Consider the following 16,008-nt stretch of genomic DNA (forward strand, 5'->3'; position numbering starts at 1 on the left):
ACTGCACTGCACCCTGTGAGGGCCCCACCGGGGTGTGCCGGTCGGGCCCTCACTGCTGTTCGGATGCTGTTCGGCTCGCGCCGATCCGGTCGGTCAGACGGACACGGGGGTGCCGAGCAGCGCGGAAGCCCGCTCGAACGGGCTGTCGTCACGCACGGGGGCGGCCTCGGGCGCAGTGCCGCAGGTGAAGCCGAGCCTGGCCATGGCCCGCACGACTTCGCCGGCGCTGAAATCGCGGGGGTCCTGGCGGGTGACGACCTGGCCGACCTGCTTGACGGGGTAGTGGCGTCGTCCGATGATCACGGACTCGCCGGTGATCGGCTCGGGTTTGACACCCTTCATCGACTCCAGCACGCCGCTCTTGGTCAGGTCGAACGGGAAGCGTGCGATGACACAGCGCATGATGCCTCACAGAGAGAAGGGGACAAAGGGAGACGGGGGAGAGGGCGAGGACGCCCGGGGCGCTGCCGTGCTCACCGACCACGGGCAGGCGCCCGAGCCGCCCGTGGGGCAGCGCGTCCTCGGCTGCGGCCCCCGCGGTCCGCGGTGAGGCGAAGAGCCCGCCGCCGTCGGTGATGTCACTCGGACGGATCCGGTCCGTGCGGCTGCGGCTGTCCCGGACGGCGGCAAGCCGGGCCCGGGTGACCGGGCCGACTGATCACGAGGGTTCCGCAGCGTTGTGCTGTGCCTCGGTGCTACGCCGCCGCGCCGACGGTGGACTGCCGTGCGGACGCGCGGCGGGCCGCCGAGGCGGAGCTGCGTCGACCGCGTGAGGCGGCGTTGCGCTTCGAGGCGTCGCCGCGCCTCTTGGGGCGTTCGGCCACCGGCGTGGTGATGACGACCGGGATGCCCGAGGGGGCCTGGGCGCCGGTGATGCGGTGCAGTGCCTCGTCGCCGACACGGATCTGGGCGGTCTGCGGGACGATGCCGGCCGCTGCCATGAGGCGAGTCATGTCGCGGCGCTGGTTCGGGGTGACCAGGGTGACGACGCTGCCGGACTCACCGGCACGGGCGGTCCTGCCGCCGCGGTGGAGGTAGTCCTTGTGGTCGGTCGGCGGGTCGACGTTGACGACGAGGTCGAGGTTGTCGACGTGGATGCCGCGCGCCGCGACGTTGGTCGCCACCAGCACGTTGACGTGCCCGGTCTTGAACTGCGCCAGCGTGCGGGTGCGCTGCGGCTGCGACTTCCCGCCGTGCAGCGCGGCAGCCCGTACCCCGCTGTGCAGGAGCTGCTCGGTGAGGCGGTCGACGGCGTGCTTGGTGTCGAGGAACATGATCACGCGGCCGTCACGGGCGGCGATCTCGACGGTGGCCTTGTGCTTGTCGGCGCCGTGGACGTGCAGCACGTGGTGCTCCATCGTCGTGACCGCGCCGGCCGAGGGGTCGACGGAGTGCACGACGGGGTCCGTGAGGTAGCGGCGCACGAGCAGGTCGACGTTCCGGTCGAGGGTGGCGGAGAACAGCATGCGCTGGCCCTCGGGGCGGACCTGGTCGAGCAGGGCGGTGACCTGCGGCATGAAACCCATGTCGGCCATCTGGTCGGCCTCGTCGAGGACGGTGATGGAGACCTGGTCCAGTCGGCAGTCGCCGCGGTCGATGAGGTCCTTGAGGCGTCCGGGGGTGGCGACGACGATCTCGGCACCGCCGCGCAGCGCGCTGGCCTGCCTGCCGATCGGCATCCCGCCCACCACCGTGGCCAGCCGCAGCCGCACGGCACGGGCGTACGGGGTGAGCGCGTCGGTGACCTGCTGCGCCAGCTCACGCGTCGGTACGAGGACCAGCCCCAGCGGCTGCCTGGCGTCGGCGCGCCGCCCGACCGTACGGGCCAGCAGCGCCAGCCCGAAAGCGAGGGTCTTGCCGGAGCCGGTGCGCCCGCGGCCCAGTACGTCCCGGCCGGCCAGGGAGTTCGGCAGGGTCGCGGCCTGGATCGGGAAGGGGACGGTCACGCCCTGCGAGCCGAGTGCGGCCAGCAGTGCCTTGGGCATGTCGAGATCGGCGAAGCCCTCCACGGCGGGAAGAGCCGGGGTGATCGTTTCGGGGAGGGCGAACTCCCCCTGGACCGCGGCGGATCGGCGGCCGGAACCGCCGTGACCGCCGGACCGGCTCGGCCTCCCGGACCGGCTCGCGGCCGACGAGCCGACTCGGCCGCCGCTCCTTCGTCCGGAAGCGGCACTGCCGTTGCGGGTGCGGGCGGAGCGGTCGTTCGTACGTGTGCGGTTCATGCGGAACCTTCCTCGATGCGGCTCACATCTAGGAATTTCCGCAGCAACGAGCGGCGCGGACAATTGCAAGAATGGGCCGATGGAATGCGAAAGTAAATCTGGCCGGCAGTCAATCAGCGCGACGCAGCCGGTAAAACAGACACCAGAGGCGGATACGATATCCAGGGCATATTCTCCGCCCACGGACTCCTCGAAGCCGCCTTCTCGCAGGTGAACCCACTGCGAGAAATGCATGCAGCTGGGGCCCGCACCCCGAGGGATGCGGGCCCCAGCTGCACAGTACGCGTCAGCGTCAGGCGAGAACGATGTTCTCAGCCGTCGGGCCCTTCTGGCCCTGCGCGATGTCGAAGGTCACCTTCTGGCCTTCGAGCAGCTCACGGAAGCCCTGGGCGGCGATGTTCGAGTAGTGGGCGAACACGTCCGGGCCGCCACCGTCCTGCTCGATGAAGCCGAAACCCTTTTCCGCGTTGAACCACTTCACGGTGCCTGCAGGCATGTCATATCTCCTTCGGGGGGCAGTGCATAACGGGATCCGCACCGTGCGGACTCCGTGTCGCCGCGATGATTGCCCCGCCCGGAAAGAAACCGGAAGTCTAAATTTCGGGAACCACAACTGCAACTGCAACTTTTATCGACAGTAGCACACCGCAACGACCCGGATCCGCCAAGAAATTTCCCACTGTTTATTGCGGCAAATAACCTGCCCGCGCGCTCCACCAACATCTCAGCTCGCGACCACAGATATGGGGGTGCGCCCGACGGAGGGAGTCACCTGGGCGCTCCTGGACCACTGCACGACATGCGTGCTGCGCCGTGCCCCCGTGAACACCCGGAGGGCCGGCCATCCGAACACACGTAGACCCCAGGCCGGTTACCTCCCGGCCTGGGGTCGAACGGTAGACCCTGTGGGACTCGAACCCACAACCAATGGATTAAAAGTCCACTGCTCTGCCAATTGAGCTAAGGGTCCCAGCGATGTTGCACCCCCGAGCATAGCCGGACCCGGCCGTGTCTCCGATCGGGTATCCGAGACACGGCCGGGTCGCTCCACCACAGGGTGGCGGCCCATGCGGAGAAATGGGTGCCCTCGCTACAGATCGACCGGTTCGACCGCCCCCTTGCGAGCCGCCTCCCGCGCCCTGGTCCGCTCATGTTCCGGATTCAGGAACCAGTACCGCGCCGAGGCCACCCACCACGCCGCCGCGAAGCCCAGTACCACCAGGACGGCGATCGGGGCGTAGTTGAAGGTCTCCCAGGTCACCGGTGCGACCTGGGGCAGCATGAACAGCACCGTGATCACGGCCACCCACGCCACCGACACCACGCCGATCACGCGCGACCAACGGCCCAGATGCCACGGCCCCCGCTCGAACGCCTCGCCCTTGCGCAGCCGCAGGAGCGTCGGGATGACGTAGGCGATGTAGAGACCGATCACGGCGATCGACGTCACGGCCGCATACGCCGTCACGTTGATCAGGTAGGGGAGTCCGAGGACCAGTGCGCCGAACGCCGCCAGCCAGACCGCCGCGACGGGGGTACGGGTGCGGGGGCTGACCGTGTGCCATATGTGGGAGAAGGGAAGGGCGCCGTCGCGGGAGAAGGCGTAGATCATGCGGGAGTTCGCCGTGACCGACGCCATGCCGCAGAACAGCTGAGCCCCGATCACCACCAGCAGGAACAGCTTGCCCGCGGTCGCGCCGAGCGCGTCGAGGAGGATCTGGGCGGGCGGCACGCCGGTCGGGGAGGCGAGCGTGTCGTCGTACGACTGGATGGCGAAGGTGAAGCCCAACAGCAGCACGAAACCCGCTATCCACGACGTCCAGATGGAGCGGACGATGCCCTTGGGGCCCGCCGTGGAGGCGTCGTGGGTCTCCTCGGTCATGTGTGCGGAGGCGTCGTAGCCGGTGAAGGTGTACTGGGCCATCAGGAGGCCCAGGGCGACCACGTACACACCGCTCCCCCAGCCCGTGTTGTTCACGAACTCGGTGAAGACGAAGGATGCGGACTGGTGTTCGTCCGGTACGAAGGTCAGCGCGCCGACGATGACGATCACACCCACCACGTGCCACCACACGCTGACGCTGTTCAGCAGACCCACGATGCGGACGCCGAAGGTGTTGAGGAGGCCGTGCAGGACGAGGATGCCGGCGAAGAGCAGGATCGTGCTGCCCGGTGTGACCTCGAAGTCGAACTGCAGGTTCAGGTAGGCGCCCAGGAAGGACGCCGCCCCGAAGTCGATCCCGGCGGTCACGGCGACCTGCCCGAGCACGTTGAACCACCCCGTGAACCAGGCCCAGGCGGCAGCCGTGCGGGGCGGGGCGAGCCGGTGGGCCCAGAAGTAGAGGCCCGCGGAGGTCGGGTAGGCCGAACAGATCTCGGCCATCGCCAGACCCACGAAGAGGGTCATGAGGCCTACGGCGACCCAGCCCCACGTGATCACGGCCGGGCCGCCCGTGTTCATGCCGAAGAGGTAGAGGGTCAGGCAGCCCGACAGGACCGAGATGATCGTGAAGGAGACCGCGTAGTTGGAGAACGCCGACATACGGCGGGCGAGGACCTGGGTGTAACCGAGCTGGGCAAGCCGTTCCTCGTCCGACAGCCCAGTCGTTGTGGCGTCATCTGTCATGCCCCCAGCAATTCCCTTGCCGGGGGTATGACATGCGCCACATCAGGATTCAGTTGGCCGGAAACACTTCTCCGTCTCCGCCCAGCTGTCAGACGTCCGTCGCGCCGGCCGCCAAGTGAGCCACCTGGGTTGCGGTGAGTGCGCCCGCGTAGGCATGCACCTCGTCGACCGCTCCCTGCAGGTAGCCGCCCCAGCCCTCCGCGCCCTGCGACCGGCCGATCTGCAGGTCACCCGACGCCGTCCAGCCGGGCCGGTACGACGTCCTCGCCGACAGCTGCCCGTCGGCGTAGAGCAGGATCTCGTCGGCCTCGTCGTCGTACACGAGCGCGAGGTGGTGGACGTCGTCCGGGGATGCCCACGCACCCTGCGCGGTGAGCGTGAGCGGCTCGCCGTTCGTGTCAGTCAGAGCCACCTCCCACTGCTGCGAGGCCCCCGAATAGCGCACCTCGGCAAGGGAGTTGTCCGCGCCCCGCACCGACAGCACCGTCATCGGCCGGTCCTGGGCCGCCGCGTCGATCCGTACGTGCGCGGCGACCGAGAAGCTGTCCCCGGCGGCGATGCCCTGGCCGTCGGTCGCGGCGAAGTCCCCGTCGCCGTCCAGCAGGAGGTGTCCGGCGCCGAAGATCGGGGACTGGCTCGGCAGGCAGTCCGGGTCGAGCCAGTCGCAGGGCTCGTCGTCGCGGTAGATCGACGCGTCCCCGCCGAGCGTCAGTGGCTGCCCGCCGTCCCGCTCCGGGCTGCTGCCACCGACCGCCTCGTCGAGGGCCCAGTACCCCTCGCTCACAGTGGCCCGCTTCGCCGCCCCGGCGGCCTCGGCGCCGACGACGATGCGGTCCCACACCCGGACGCCGGCCAGCGCACCGCGCCAGTTCCCCGCCTCGCCGGTCGGCGTGCGGCCGATCTGGAGGTTTCCGGGTGCCGAGGAGGCGGTGACGTTCTCGGCCGTGCCTGCCTCCCGCCCGTTCACATACAGCCGGGCCGTGCCGGCGACCGGGTCGTACACCCCGGTGAGATGCGCCCAGTCACCCGCCTCCGGCAGACCGCCTCGTACGACCGAGCCGCCGACCCTGAACGACCAGGCGCCGTCCTCGGTCCCGAGCCCGAACCCGTCCGTCCCGCCGCTGCCTTGGCTTACGGCCGTCATGTCCGCGTCGACGGAGTCCGGCCGCACCCAGGCGCTCACGGAGAAGGCCTCGCCGGTGTCGACGGCGGGTGCGCCGCTCGTCAGATACGCGGAGTCCGACCCGTCGAGGCCGACGGCCCCCATCACCGAGGTCCGCGCGGGACCCGCCGCGCCGAACACGACCCCGCCGCCCGACACGGCAGCCAGGCCGCCCGCTTCCGCCGAGGCCTCGCTCGACCCGGCCGCGTCGGCGAGCGTCCAGGCGGCGACGGGCGTACGGCCCTCACCCACCCGGAACGAGTAGGTGGCGGTCGCGCTCACGTTGCCCGCCCGGTCGACGGCCTGGACGGACAGCACGTGGCGGCCCGACGACTGCGGCAGCCGGCGCAGCTCCACGGGCCCGCCGGGCTCGTCCGGTACGGCTCTCTGCTGCGGCCCGCCGAGGAAGTCGTAGACGTACGACACCGTGTCGTCCGACGTGGAGTCGACGGTGAACGTGCCGTACACGCCCACCCCGTCGTGCCAGCCCTCGTTGTCGTCCGGGTACTCGGGCGACGAGACCGAGGGCTTCGCGGGCGCCTCGGTGTCGTACACGAACTCGCAGGCCCCACTGCCGCCGTCGGAACTCCACGGCCCCCACAGCGTGCCGTCACTCGCCCGCACCCGCCAACTCACGTCGGTGAACGCGGGCACGTCGGTCGGCACGGTCCAACTGAACGTGGAACCACTGGACTTGGCGGTCGTCTGGACCGTACCGCGCACCTGCCCCGCACCCGAGGCGTCCGTCCAGGACACCTCGAACTCGGCGCTCACGCGACCCCCGTCCGGGTCGCGGAGAACCGCCTCTAGCGTCGGCCGCGTACCGACGTACGGCCGGTCCGCACCGCCGACGCACGCCTTGCCCCCGGTGGTCAGTTCGGACAGCGCGGGCTGGGACGGCGGTCTGTTCTCGGCGGCGGAAGCCGCCCATGGCGCTGCGACGACGGCCGACGACGCGAGCGCCACGGCGATGCCGCAGCGAGCGAAGGCATGACGAGATAACGGATTCAACGGACTCAACGGATTCCCTCCCCCAGATCCGGCTCCCCGCCGGATCATCCGATTCGCGCCGGATCGTAACAGCCGCCGCTGACAAGCGAGTTGGGATTTTCGCCTGCCGGGAGGGCGCGGCGGCGGCACGCCGAAGGGCCCGTACGACCGAAGTCGTACGGGCCCTTCAACAGTCAGTCGGCGATCAGTCAGCGATCACCCGGTGATGATCAGCCGTTGCGCTTCCAGCGCGGCTTCTCGTCGCGGCGGCCGAAGGAGGAACCGGTACCCGAGCCGGAGCCCGAACCCGTGCCACGGTGGTCGTCGCGGCGGCCGTACGGGCGGTCGTGGCCGCCGGAGCGGAAGCCGCCGCCGGTGGGACGGTCGCCCTGACGGTCGCGGTTGAAGGGGCGGTCGCTGCCACGGTGACCGGTGGCCGGGCGGTCGTCGCGGCGGAAGCCACCACGGTCACCGCCGGTGGGACGGTCGTTGTCGCGGCGGAAGCCGCCACCCGCGGGACGCTCGTCGCGACGCTCGAAGGAGCGGCCGCCACGGTCGTTGTCACGGTTGAAGCCACCAGACGGGCGGTCGTCGCGGCGGAAGCCACCACGGTCGCCACTGGCGGGACGGTCGTCGCGACGGAAGCCGCCACCCGCGGGACGCTCGTCACGGCGGTCGAAGGAACGGCCACCACGGTCGTTGTCACGGCGGTCGTCCCGGCGGAAGCCACCCGACGGGCGGTCGTCGCGGCGGAAGCCACCACGGTCGCCGCCACCGTCACGACGGTCATCGCGACGGAAGCCGCCCGAGGGACGCTCGTCACGACGCTCGAAGGAACGGCCACCACGGTCACCGTCACGGTTGAAGCCACCCGAACCCGACGACCGGTCGCGGCGCTCGTAGTTGCCCCGCTCGTCACGCTGCTGACGCGGCTCCTCGCGCACCGGAGCCTCCGCAGCGGCGGCGGCCTCGACAGCGGCGGCCTCGGCCACAGCCGCGACCGCGGCAACGGCCGCCTCCGGGTCCTCGCCCCGCTCGCGAGCCGCACGCGCCGTCAGGCGGTCGGCCTCCTCGCGGAGTTCGGAGGCGCGCCGCGTGGCACGCTCCAGCTCCTTGGTGAGCTGCGAGACCTCACGCTCGGCCTGCTGGGCGGCGTTGCCCGCGGACTCGGCCTGGACCTCGGTCATCGAACGGGCGCCGGTGATCTCGGCCACGTCCGGCTCGAAGGCCGCGCCGCCCTGGATGATGTGACGCCCGGCGTCGACGCCCGCGTCCTCCATCAGCCGGAAGATCTGGCGCCGCTGGTGCGGCAGGGACAGGGAGACGACCGTGCCCGTGCGGCCGGCTCGCGCCGTGCGGCCCGCGCGGTGCAGGTAGTCCTTGTGGTCGCCGGCCGGGTCCACGTTCAGGACCAGGTCGATGCCGTCGACGTGGATACCGCGGGCGGCGACGTCGGTGGCGACGAGGACGTTGACGTAACCGTCCTTGAAGTCGGCCAGGGTCCGGGTGCGGGCGCCCTGGGTCATACCGCCGTGCAGGGCGTCGGCCTTGACGCCCGACTCGATGAGCTGTTCGGCGACACGGTCGGCGCCGAGCTGCGTACGGACGAAGATGATCGTGCGGCCCTTGCGGGAGGCGATCGCGGCCGTGACCGGCGCCTTGTCCTTGGGCTTCACGATGAGGATGTGGTGGGACATCGTCGTGACGTTGCCCTGGGCGCTGTCGACCTCGTGCGTGACCGGGTTGGTCAGGTAGCGCTTGACCAGCGTGGAGATCTCGTTCTCCATCGTGGCCGAGAACAGCATGCGCTGGCCGCCGCCGGGGATCTGGTCGAGCAGCTCGGTGACCTCGGGCAGGAAGCCCAGGTCGGACATCTGGTCGGCCTCGTCGAGGACGGCGACCTCGACGTTCTGCAGGGAGCAGGCGCCGCGGTTGATGATGTCGCGGAGACGGCCCGGCGTGGCGACGAGGATGTCGACGCCGCGCTCCAGGGCGTAGATCTGGTTGCCCATCGACGTACCGCCGCAGACGACCTTCATCTTCAGGCCGACGACGTCGCCGTAGGGCTGGAGCGCGTCCGCGACCTGCATCGCGAGTTCACGCGTCGGCGTGAGGATGATCGCGCGGGGCTTCTTCTTCTCGGTCTGGCCGCCGGTGAGACGCGCCAGCACGGGCAGACCGAAGGAGAGGGTCTTGCCGGAGCCGGTGCGGCCCCGACCGAGGATGTCCTTGCCGGCCAGGGCGTCCGGGATGGTCGCCGCCTGGATCGGGAAGGGGCTGGTCACACCGTTCTGCGCGAGCTTGCGCACGACGTTCTCGGGGAGACCGAGGTCGCTGAAGGTGACCTGCGGCTCGCCGGCCTCGACGTCGGTGACGTCGGCGGCGGAGTCGGTCGTCTCGACGGCGTCGAGGTCGATGACCTCGTCGTTCTCGGGCACGACGATGTGATCAGTACTGGAAATGGACATGCGAATGCGAAACCTTCCGGAGTCTCGTCGGCACGCGCCCGTCAACTCCGTGTTTTCGCAATTCGACCGCCTCAATGCGGTCAGCCACGGCAAGGGAGAGTACGCGCCACACGCGGCGCGTCTATTCAAGGCGCCAGGCAATGGGATCAAACGATCTACCACCATACGCACCCACCACCCCCTTAGGCAAACTGGGTACCGTCCTCGCAGGTCAGCACCCTCCCGGACCCTCCTGACTAGACAGGTGACCCGACCTCCGGCGCGGGCTCCCGGGTCAGCAGTTGCGGCTGGGCCTGTTGTGGTGGTTCGTGCGCCGAGGAGGACGGTTCCGCGACCGGGGAGGACGGCGGGGGCGGCGGCGGTGTGGGCGATTCCACAGGCGGCTCCGGTTCCGGCTCGGCGGTCTTCGTCGGCGTCGGCTGCGCCTTCGTCGGCGTGGGCTCCCCGGGGACGACGGGCCCGGCGCTGCCACCGCCCGGCTTGGCGGGCGCCGACGCCGGCACGCTGTGCCCGGCGGACGGCGAGGCACCGGGAGAAGCAGGCGCCCCACTGGCCCCCTTCGAGTCCCCCTTGCCCTTCCCGTGCCCGTGCTTGCCGCCGCCGTCGGACCCACCGGCCCACCCGGAACCACCACCACCGGTCACCGCCGCGCCCCCGTCGGGCGCCTCGCCGCCCTTCTGCCCCGCGGAGTGGGAGGGCTTGACCCGGCCGCCGTCGTCGTCACCCACGCTCATACAGCCTGCGGCGGCTGCGACGGCCACGACGGTGGCGGCCAGTCGGACAGGTACATGCAAGGGGCGCACGGGCAGCCACCTCCGGTGGAGAGTCGAGGAGTCAACGTGCTCAACTCCCGTCGCCCACAAGAAGACACGCGCCCCACAAGAGCCTCTGCACGCCCCGGCCGCAGCCGCCGGGCGAACATGGCATCCCGGCATCGGCCGACGCCCCGCCCGGCCGCGATGCGCAGCCGGGCAACGCCACCCGGAACGGGCCACATCCAACGCCCCGGCCCACCGACCGTGCCCCCGGCAGGTGAACCCGCCACCCCTGCCACCAGGCGAACGTGACGCTCGGGTACCAGACACCGCCCGACCGCGATGAGCAGGCGGCCGGTGCCGGCCCGGACCGGCTACAGCTGACGTCCCCGGGCAAATGCGGCGGGCGGTGCCGGCCGAGCGGCGGGGCGCCCGGCCCACCGACCTCCCGGCCTCAGCCCCCTCAGCCGTACCCCAGGGCATGCAGCCGCTCGTCGTCGATCCCGAAGTGGTGGGCGATCTCGTGTACGACGGTCACTTCGGTCTCCGCGACCACGTCGTCCCGTGTCTCGCACATGCGCAGGGTCGGCCCCCGGTAGATCGTGATCCGGTCGGGCAGTACCCCCGCGTACCACTCCCCGCGATCGGTCAACGGCGTCCCCTCGTAGAGCCCGAGCAGCTCGGGATCGTCCGCCGGTGGCTCGTCCTCGACGAACACCGCGACGTTGTCCATCAGCCGCGTCAGCTCAGGCGGAATCCGGTCCAGCGCCTGGGCGACCAATTCCTCGAACTCCTCGCGCGTCATCTCCAGCACACGCCCATTGTCCGGTACGAGTCGGCCGTACGGGGGCTACGGACCGGGCCGTACGAGAGTCACCGCCCCGGCCGTACGGACGACACCGCCCCGCATAGCCGCGCCGCCCCTTGGGCATACGGGACCAATGGCACGCGTACCCGCCAACACCCCGCACCCCCGAAGCACCCGCCCCACCGACCCCCGCTCCCTCACCCGCCCGCTGACCGCTCTCACCGGCCGATACCGCGCCCGCCGCGCGCATCCGGCCGCCGAGCTGGTCCATCAGCCGCACCCCTGGACCCGCGTGCTGGGTCTGGTCGCGGTGGTCCTTCTGGGTGCCTGGCTGGGGCTGCTGATCGTCGGCAACGTACGCGCGCCGGTCGGCCCGATGAACACGACCATGACCCTTCGCCCCTCCCTCACCGGCGGCACGAAGATCAACGTCTCCCCGCTGGGCGCCCTCGAACTGAGCAGCCACACCGCGCCCGTCCGCCTCGACGTCAACGTCGACCAGCTGGACCCGGTCCGCGCCCAGGCCCTCGTCGACCACCCCGAACGCCTCTCCGGCCTCCAGGACGAGGTGGCCCAGGACGTCGGCCACGGCACCCTCGACCTGGCCGTACGCTCCTGCGTGGCCGTCGTCTCCGGAGCCACCGCCCTCGGCCTCGTGGTCTACCGCCGCCCCCGCCGGGCCCTGGCGGCCGGCGGCCTCGCCCTCACCCTCCTGATGGCGTCGGGAGCGACGGCGTACGCGACCTGGAACCCCAAATCGGTCCTCGAACCGAAGTTCTCCGGGCTCCTCTCCTCCGCCCCCTCCCTGGTCGGCAACGCGCGCAGCATCGTCACCGAATTCGACATCTACCAGAAGGAGTTGGCGCGTCTGGTGACGAACATGACGAAGCTGTACGACGTCACCTCCACGCTCCCGACCTACCAGCCGGACCCCGCCACGATCCGGGTCCTGCACGTGTCCGACATCCACCTCAACCCGGCGAGCTGGAAGATCATCGCGTCGCTGGTGGAGCAGTACAAGATCAACGTCATCGTCGACACCGGCGACACCATGGACCACGGCACGGCGGCCGAGAACGCCTTCCTGGACCCGATCAAGGACCTCGGAGCCCCGTACGTCTGGGTCCGCGGCAACCACGACTCGCAGCTCACCCAGCGCTATCTGCAGCGCATGAAGAACGTGCAGGTCCTGGACGAGGGCCGCTCGGTCACCGTCGGAGGGCTGCGCTTCGCGGGCATCGGCGACCCGGCGTTCACCCCGGACCGCTCGGCGGGCGAGGAGGACGGCGGCCAGGACCAGGTGGTGGCGGGCGACCGGCTGGCCTCGGCCATCCGCGACCAGCGGACCCTGGGCACACCGGTCGACATCGCGATGGTCCACGAGCCGGACGCGGCCCGGCGGACCGACGGCGTGGTCCCGCTCGTCCTGGCCGGACACCTCCACCACGCGGAGATGGAGGTCATGGAGAAGGGCACGAGGCTGCGTATCGAGGGCTCGACGGGCGGCAGCGGGCTGCGCGCGCTGGAGAAGCGGAACCCGGACCAGATCGAGACGTCCGTCCTCTACTTCGACCGCGACACACGTCGCCTCCAGGCCTGGGACGAGATCAAACTGGGCGGCCTCGGACTGACGACGGCGGAGGTGAGCCGCCATCTCCCGAAGGAGAACCAGCCGGGCGCGACACCGGTTCCCTCGCCCTCGCCGTCCCCCTCACCCGCGTCCACCCCACCCCCGTAAACCGTTTTGGCGAACCTCCCCGCCATCACCTATGCTTCTCGCGGCCCCGCCCTCATCGTCTAGCGGCCTAGGACGCCGCCCTTTCAAGGCGGTAGCACGGGTTCGAATCCCGTTGGGGGCACTTGTAAGTACGGTTGGCGGCATCCCGAGTTCGTGGGGTGGCCGCCATTTCGTGCTTCTGGGGGCTCCGCGGGACCGGCTGTCAGGCGGACGGCTCGTCGGGTACGGGATGCTCGGGGCGCCCGCTGCCGGAGTGCGGGGCGCCACGCTTGCCCGTACCGGCCTCGTCCGTGTCGGGGACCTCCGGATCGGGCCGCTCGTCCGCCGCCGGGTCCTCGTCGGCCGGCTCCCAGGGGTCGGGGTCGCCGTCGGCGCCCGCCTGCTGATCGGGCAGATCCCTAGGGACAGGCTTAGGCCGCGCCTTGTCCCCATCCTCCCCCGGGGTTTCCGTGCGGTAGTCGCTCACAGCGCTGTCCCTTCGTCGGCAAGGCCCGTAACGGTCGGGGACGCGGGTACCCACGGGGGACTCGCTCAACGCGTCACGCGTCGTCCTCGGAGCTTCGCGCGTGCGGGGCCGTCGACTGCAGCTCGCGCTGCCCCTCGGCGCGTCCGGCGTCATGCCGGGCGAGGAGGGACAGCAGCCGTGCCACGGTCAGCCCCTCGTCGGCGGGGTGCCGCAGGATGGTCCCGTCCTCGATGCGGTACGCGTTGGAGCGTCCCTGACGGGTGTGGGTGAGATAACCGGCCGACTCCAGATCCGAGACGATCTTCTGTACGGCCCGCTCCGTGAGCCTGCAACGTGCGGCGATGTCGCGGATCCGGGTGGTGGGATCCTCCGCGATCGCGGCCAGCACACGGGAGTGATTGGTGAGGAACGTCCAACCGGTGTGTGACTCGGGTACTTCAGGCATGCAGCCAGGATAGGCCGATCGATTCACGCATTCAAAAGGCCGAACTTCGTTTCATGTATCTCTTGACGTATGACACCCTCCGGACCGAACCTGAACTGAGCAGGCACGGACCGATGCCTACGGAGTGGCCGCGATGTCAGAACGTGGAGTTTCTACGCAGCTCACCGGGGCCCCGCTGCTGCAGATCGAGACACGCCCCTCGGACCACGGAACGCTCGTCGTGGTGTCCGGAACGATCGACCTCGTCACCGAACGGGCACTGCACAACGGCCTGCGCCAGGCCCTCGCCGGCTCGGACCGCGGCATCGACCTCGACCTGACCGGCGTCGACTTCTGCGACTGCTCCGGCCTGAACGCCTTGCTGCGTCTCCGTATGCGCGCCCTCGACGAGGGAAAGATCATCACCATACGGGCGGCCGGCACCGCGGTCCTCCGGCTGCTGTCGCTCACCGGCACGCTGCCACTGTTCACTGCCACCGGAGAGACCGAGGAAGCCGGGGTGGCAGCCGGCGCGGTAGCCGGGGCGGAGATCACCTCGCCCGGCGAGGCGGGCCTAGATCTGGATCTGGATCTGCGTGTCGAAGTGGTTCAGCTCCGGCGGGCCATGCAGACGCGGCCGGTCATCGACCTGGCCCGTGGCGTCCTCATGGCGTCCTTCGGTCTGAGCGCCGACGACGCCTGGCAGGTGCTGGTCTCGGTCTCCCAGAACACCAACACCAAGCTGCACGAGGTGGCCGACAGCCTGGTCGGCGCCGTCACGGGCGACGACCTCCCCGAGCTGTTCCAGGACCAGATCGCCGAGACGGTCACCAGGCTCCGGGCAGTGCCGGAAGACCGGTGACCGTGTCAGTTCTCGTCAGCCCTTATCAGTCCTCTTCAGTCCTCTTCAGCCCTGTTCAGTCCTCGCCACGGATGATGTGGCTCTCCTGATCGGGGCTCTCCGGCTCACGCTCGTCGTCCCCGGCCGTCGGCCGGGTGTCCGTACTGGTGCCGGGTTCCATGAGGGAGGCACCTCCTAAGTTCTCGGATTGGCCTTCCGAGTACCCGGCACGCCTCGCGCAAACGGACCGCGCGGCGATCCCAGCGGATTCGGCGGACTCGTTGGGGCAGCGGACTCAGCCGCGGTCCCGCCTCGCCGAGCGCGTGTCCCTCTCGACCTGCTCCTGGGCCTTGCCCCTGATCTTCTTGGCCTCGCCGCGAGCCTGCTCGAGCTTGCCTTCCAGCTCCTGCTCGCGGTCGCCGGTGGCCTTGCCTGTCACTTCCTTGGCCTTGCCCTTGACCTTGTCGGTCCGACCCTTGTCGACCATGACTCCTCCTGGGGATGAGGGTGGGGGCGAACGGGACGGTGAACGTCCTGCTGCCCGTCGACTTCATCGCCGGGTGCCCCACCCCTGCTCCGGCCAAACGCGGCAGCGCGCGAGGCTCCGGGACACCCGGCAATCCGGACGGCATGCCCTTCCACCTGCGTTGTCGCGCGGTATTCGCGTGCGCGGAGCATGGCCCGTGGTCTGATACGCTTTTCCAGCGACTTCAGCCCGTCAGCCAGCCGGGAAACCCGTTGGGAGCACACGAGACGGTGTGCGAGACTTACGTCGCACACAACAGCAAGGTCCTGTGGAGCAGTTTGGAGTGCTCGCCACCCTGTCAAGGTGGAGGCCGCGGGTTCAAATCCCGTCAGGACCGCTGAGGTTACATGTTTCACGTGAAACCTCGTGGCTGGGTAGCTCAGTTGGTACGAGCGATCGCCTGAAAAGCGATAGGTCGCCGGTTCGACCCCGGCCCCAGCCACAACCCGAAGGCCCCGTCCATAACGGACGGGGCCTTTGTCGTGTCCACGGTTGGCAGGGGGTTGCGGGCGGCGCTAGGTTCTGGCCGGTCGGGACAGTGCGGTGAGTGGCGGGGCGGAGCGGGGACGATGGGTCAGGGCGGGGCAAGGGTCAAGCAGGATCATGACGCGCTGGAGAGGAGCCGGGCGCTGTATGGGCTGCTGGCTGTGATCATCAGCAACGTCGCCATATCCGGGGTCGCGATCGCCGGCGTGTGGCGTCTGCATGGGGACTCGGCGGTTGTCGTCGGGATCCTGACGGCGGCGTTCACGGCTGTCAGCACGCTGACGACCGCGTATCTGAGCATCAAGGCGGTGTCCAACACCGCGAAGACGATTGCGTTGGGGGATACGGGGCGGCGGGGTACGGAGACGGTGGAGACGGTGACTGGGTCGTCCGGGGTGTGAGGGGGGCGGCCCGGGCCTGGCTTCTTCGCCCCCGCCGCCCCTACCCGTCCCATCCCTGGGGGCTGCGCCCCCAGACCCCCCCTTTCGGCCTGAAC

General features: G+C 70.2%; 14 protein-coding genes and 4 tRNA genes. 6 read left to right on the forward strand and 12 right to left on the reverse strand.

The genetic code is table 11. The annotated features are described in order from the left end of the window. Window positions 1-93: 93 nt before the first annotated feature. From ACWCRB_RS44205 to ACWCRB_RS44245, 9 genes are all read right to left on the reverse strand, one after another. Window positions 94-402 carry an SCO5918 family protein gene (locus tag ACWCRB_RS44205; protein WP_451001471.1) on the reverse strand — a complete coding sequence of 103 codons (309 nt, stop codon included), beginning with the start codon at window positions 400-402 and terminating at the stop codon, window positions 94-96. A 293-nt stretch (window positions 403-695) separates the two neighbouring features. After that, on the reverse strand, window positions 696-2,222 hold the full coding sequence (locus tag ACWCRB_RS44210; RefSeq protein WP_451001472.1) for a DEAD/DEAH box helicase: 1,527 nt from the start codon (window positions 2,220-2,222) through the stop codon (window positions 696-698). 292 nt (window positions 2,223-2,514) lie between these two features. Continuing rightward, window positions 2,515-2,718, reverse strand: a complete 204-nt coding sequence (locus tag ACWCRB_RS44215; RefSeq protein WP_369037241.1) for a cold-shock protein — start codon at window positions 2,716-2,718, stop codon at window positions 2,515-2,517. Between the two features lie 401 nt (window positions 2,719-3,119). Continuing rightward, window positions 3,120-3,192 (reverse strand) — tRNA-Lys (locus ACWCRB_RS44220). A 120-nt stretch (window positions 3,193-3,312) separates the two neighbouring features. Beyond that, window positions 3,313-4,848 carry an amino acid permease gene (locus tag ACWCRB_RS44225; RefSeq protein ID WP_451001473.1) on the reverse strand — a complete coding sequence of 512 codons (1,536 nt, stop codon included), beginning with the start codon at window positions 4,846-4,848 and terminating at the stop codon, window positions 3,313-3,315. A gap of 88 nt (window positions 4,849-4,936) precedes the next feature. Then, the gene (locus tag ACWCRB_RS44230) at window positions 4,937-6,976 is read right to left on the reverse strand and encodes a LamG domain-containing protein (RefSeq protein ID WP_451001474.1); all 2,040 of its coding nucleotides are present in this window, start codon (window positions 6,974-6,976) and stop codon (window positions 4,937-4,939) included. Window positions 6,977-7,230: 254 nt separating this feature from the next. Continuing rightward, a complete protein-coding gene (locus tag ACWCRB_RS44235) occupies window positions 7,231-9,468 on the reverse strand; it encodes a DEAD/DEAH box helicase (protein WP_451001475.1) in 2,238 nt (745 codons plus the stop codon). A 236-nt stretch (window positions 9,469-9,704) separates the two neighbouring features. Next, window positions 9,705-10,271, reverse strand: coding sequence for a hypothetical protein (locus tag ACWCRB_RS44240; protein WP_451001476.1), 567 nt, complete (start codon window positions 10,269-10,271; stop codon window positions 9,705-9,707). 415 nt (window positions 10,272-10,686) lie between these two features. Beyond that, complete coding sequence (locus tag ACWCRB_RS44245) at window positions 10,687-11,037, reverse strand: metallopeptidase family protein (RefSeq protein WP_369037246.1); 351 nt, start codon at window positions 11,035-11,037, stop codon at window positions 10,687-10,689. Window positions 11,038-11,164: 127 nt separating this feature from the next. Here ACWCRB_RS44245 and ACWCRB_RS44250 point away from each other — a divergent pair, with 127 nt between their 5' ends. Together ACWCRB_RS44250 and ACWCRB_RS44255 are read left to right on the forward strand one after the other, a co-directional pair. Continuing rightward, on the forward strand, window positions 11,165-12,769 hold the full coding sequence (locus tag ACWCRB_RS44250; RefSeq protein ID WP_451001477.1) for a metallophosphoesterase family protein: 1,605 nt from the start codon (window positions 11,165-11,167) through the stop codon (window positions 12,767-12,769). 48 nt (window positions 12,770-12,817) lie between these two features. Beyond that, a tRNA-Glu gene (locus ACWCRB_RS44255) sits at window positions 12,818-12,890 on the forward strand. A gap of 81 nt (window positions 12,891-12,971) precedes the next feature. Here ACWCRB_RS44255 and ACWCRB_RS44260 read toward each other — a convergent pair. Both ACWCRB_RS44260 and ACWCRB_RS44265 read right to left on the reverse strand, forming a co-directional pair. Then, window positions 12,972-13,235: a hypothetical protein gene (locus ACWCRB_RS44260; RefSeq protein WP_451001478.1), complete on the reverse strand. Its 264-nt coding sequence runs from the start codon at window positions 13,233-13,235 to the stop codon at window positions 12,972-12,974. A 73-nt stretch (window positions 13,236-13,308) separates the two neighbouring features. Beyond that, on the reverse strand, window positions 13,309-13,680 hold the full coding sequence (locus tag ACWCRB_RS44265; RefSeq protein ID WP_451001479.1) for a helix-turn-helix transcriptional regulator: 372 nt from the start codon (window positions 13,678-13,680) through the stop codon (window positions 13,309-13,311). Window positions 13,681-13,813: 133 nt separating this feature from the next. On the opposite strand from ACWCRB_RS44265, the gene ACWCRB_RS44270 reads away from it, so the two are divergent. Continuing rightward, window positions 13,814-14,521 (forward strand): ANTAR domain-containing protein, encoded by a 708-nt coding sequence (locus ACWCRB_RS44270; protein ID WP_451001480.1) that lies wholly within the window; start codon window positions 13,814-13,816, stop codon window positions 14,519-14,521. 274 nt (window positions 14,522-14,795) lie between these two features. On the opposite strand, the gene ACWCRB_RS44275 is transcribed toward ACWCRB_RS44270, so the two are convergent. Next, window positions 14,796-14,987, reverse strand: coding sequence for a CsbD family protein (locus ACWCRB_RS44275; RefSeq protein ID WP_451001481.1), 192 nt, complete (start codon window positions 14,985-14,987; stop codon window positions 14,796-14,798). 301 nt (window positions 14,988-15,288) lie between these two features. On the opposite strand from ACWCRB_RS44275, the gene ACWCRB_RS44280 reads away from it, so the two are divergent. The 3 genes from ACWCRB_RS44280 to ACWCRB_RS44290 all read left to right on the forward strand — a co-directional run bounded on the left by ACWCRB_RS44280 (window position 15,289) and on the right by ACWCRB_RS44290 (window position 15,913). Further along, a tRNA-Asp gene (locus ACWCRB_RS44280) sits at window positions 15,289-15,363 on the forward strand. A gap of 31 nt (window positions 15,364-15,394) precedes the next feature. After that, a tRNA-Phe gene (locus ACWCRB_RS44285) sits at window positions 15,395-15,468 on the forward strand. A 127-nt stretch (window positions 15,469-15,595) separates the two neighbouring features. Then, window positions 15,596-15,913 carry a hypothetical protein gene (locus tag ACWCRB_RS44290; RefSeq protein WP_451001482.1) on the forward strand — a complete coding sequence of 106 codons (318 nt, stop codon included), beginning with the start codon at window positions 15,596-15,598 and terminating at the stop codon, window positions 15,911-15,913. Window positions 15,914-16,008 lie beyond the last annotated feature (95 nt).

This window comes from Streptomyces sp. NPDC002156 (genome assembly GCF_053593675.1).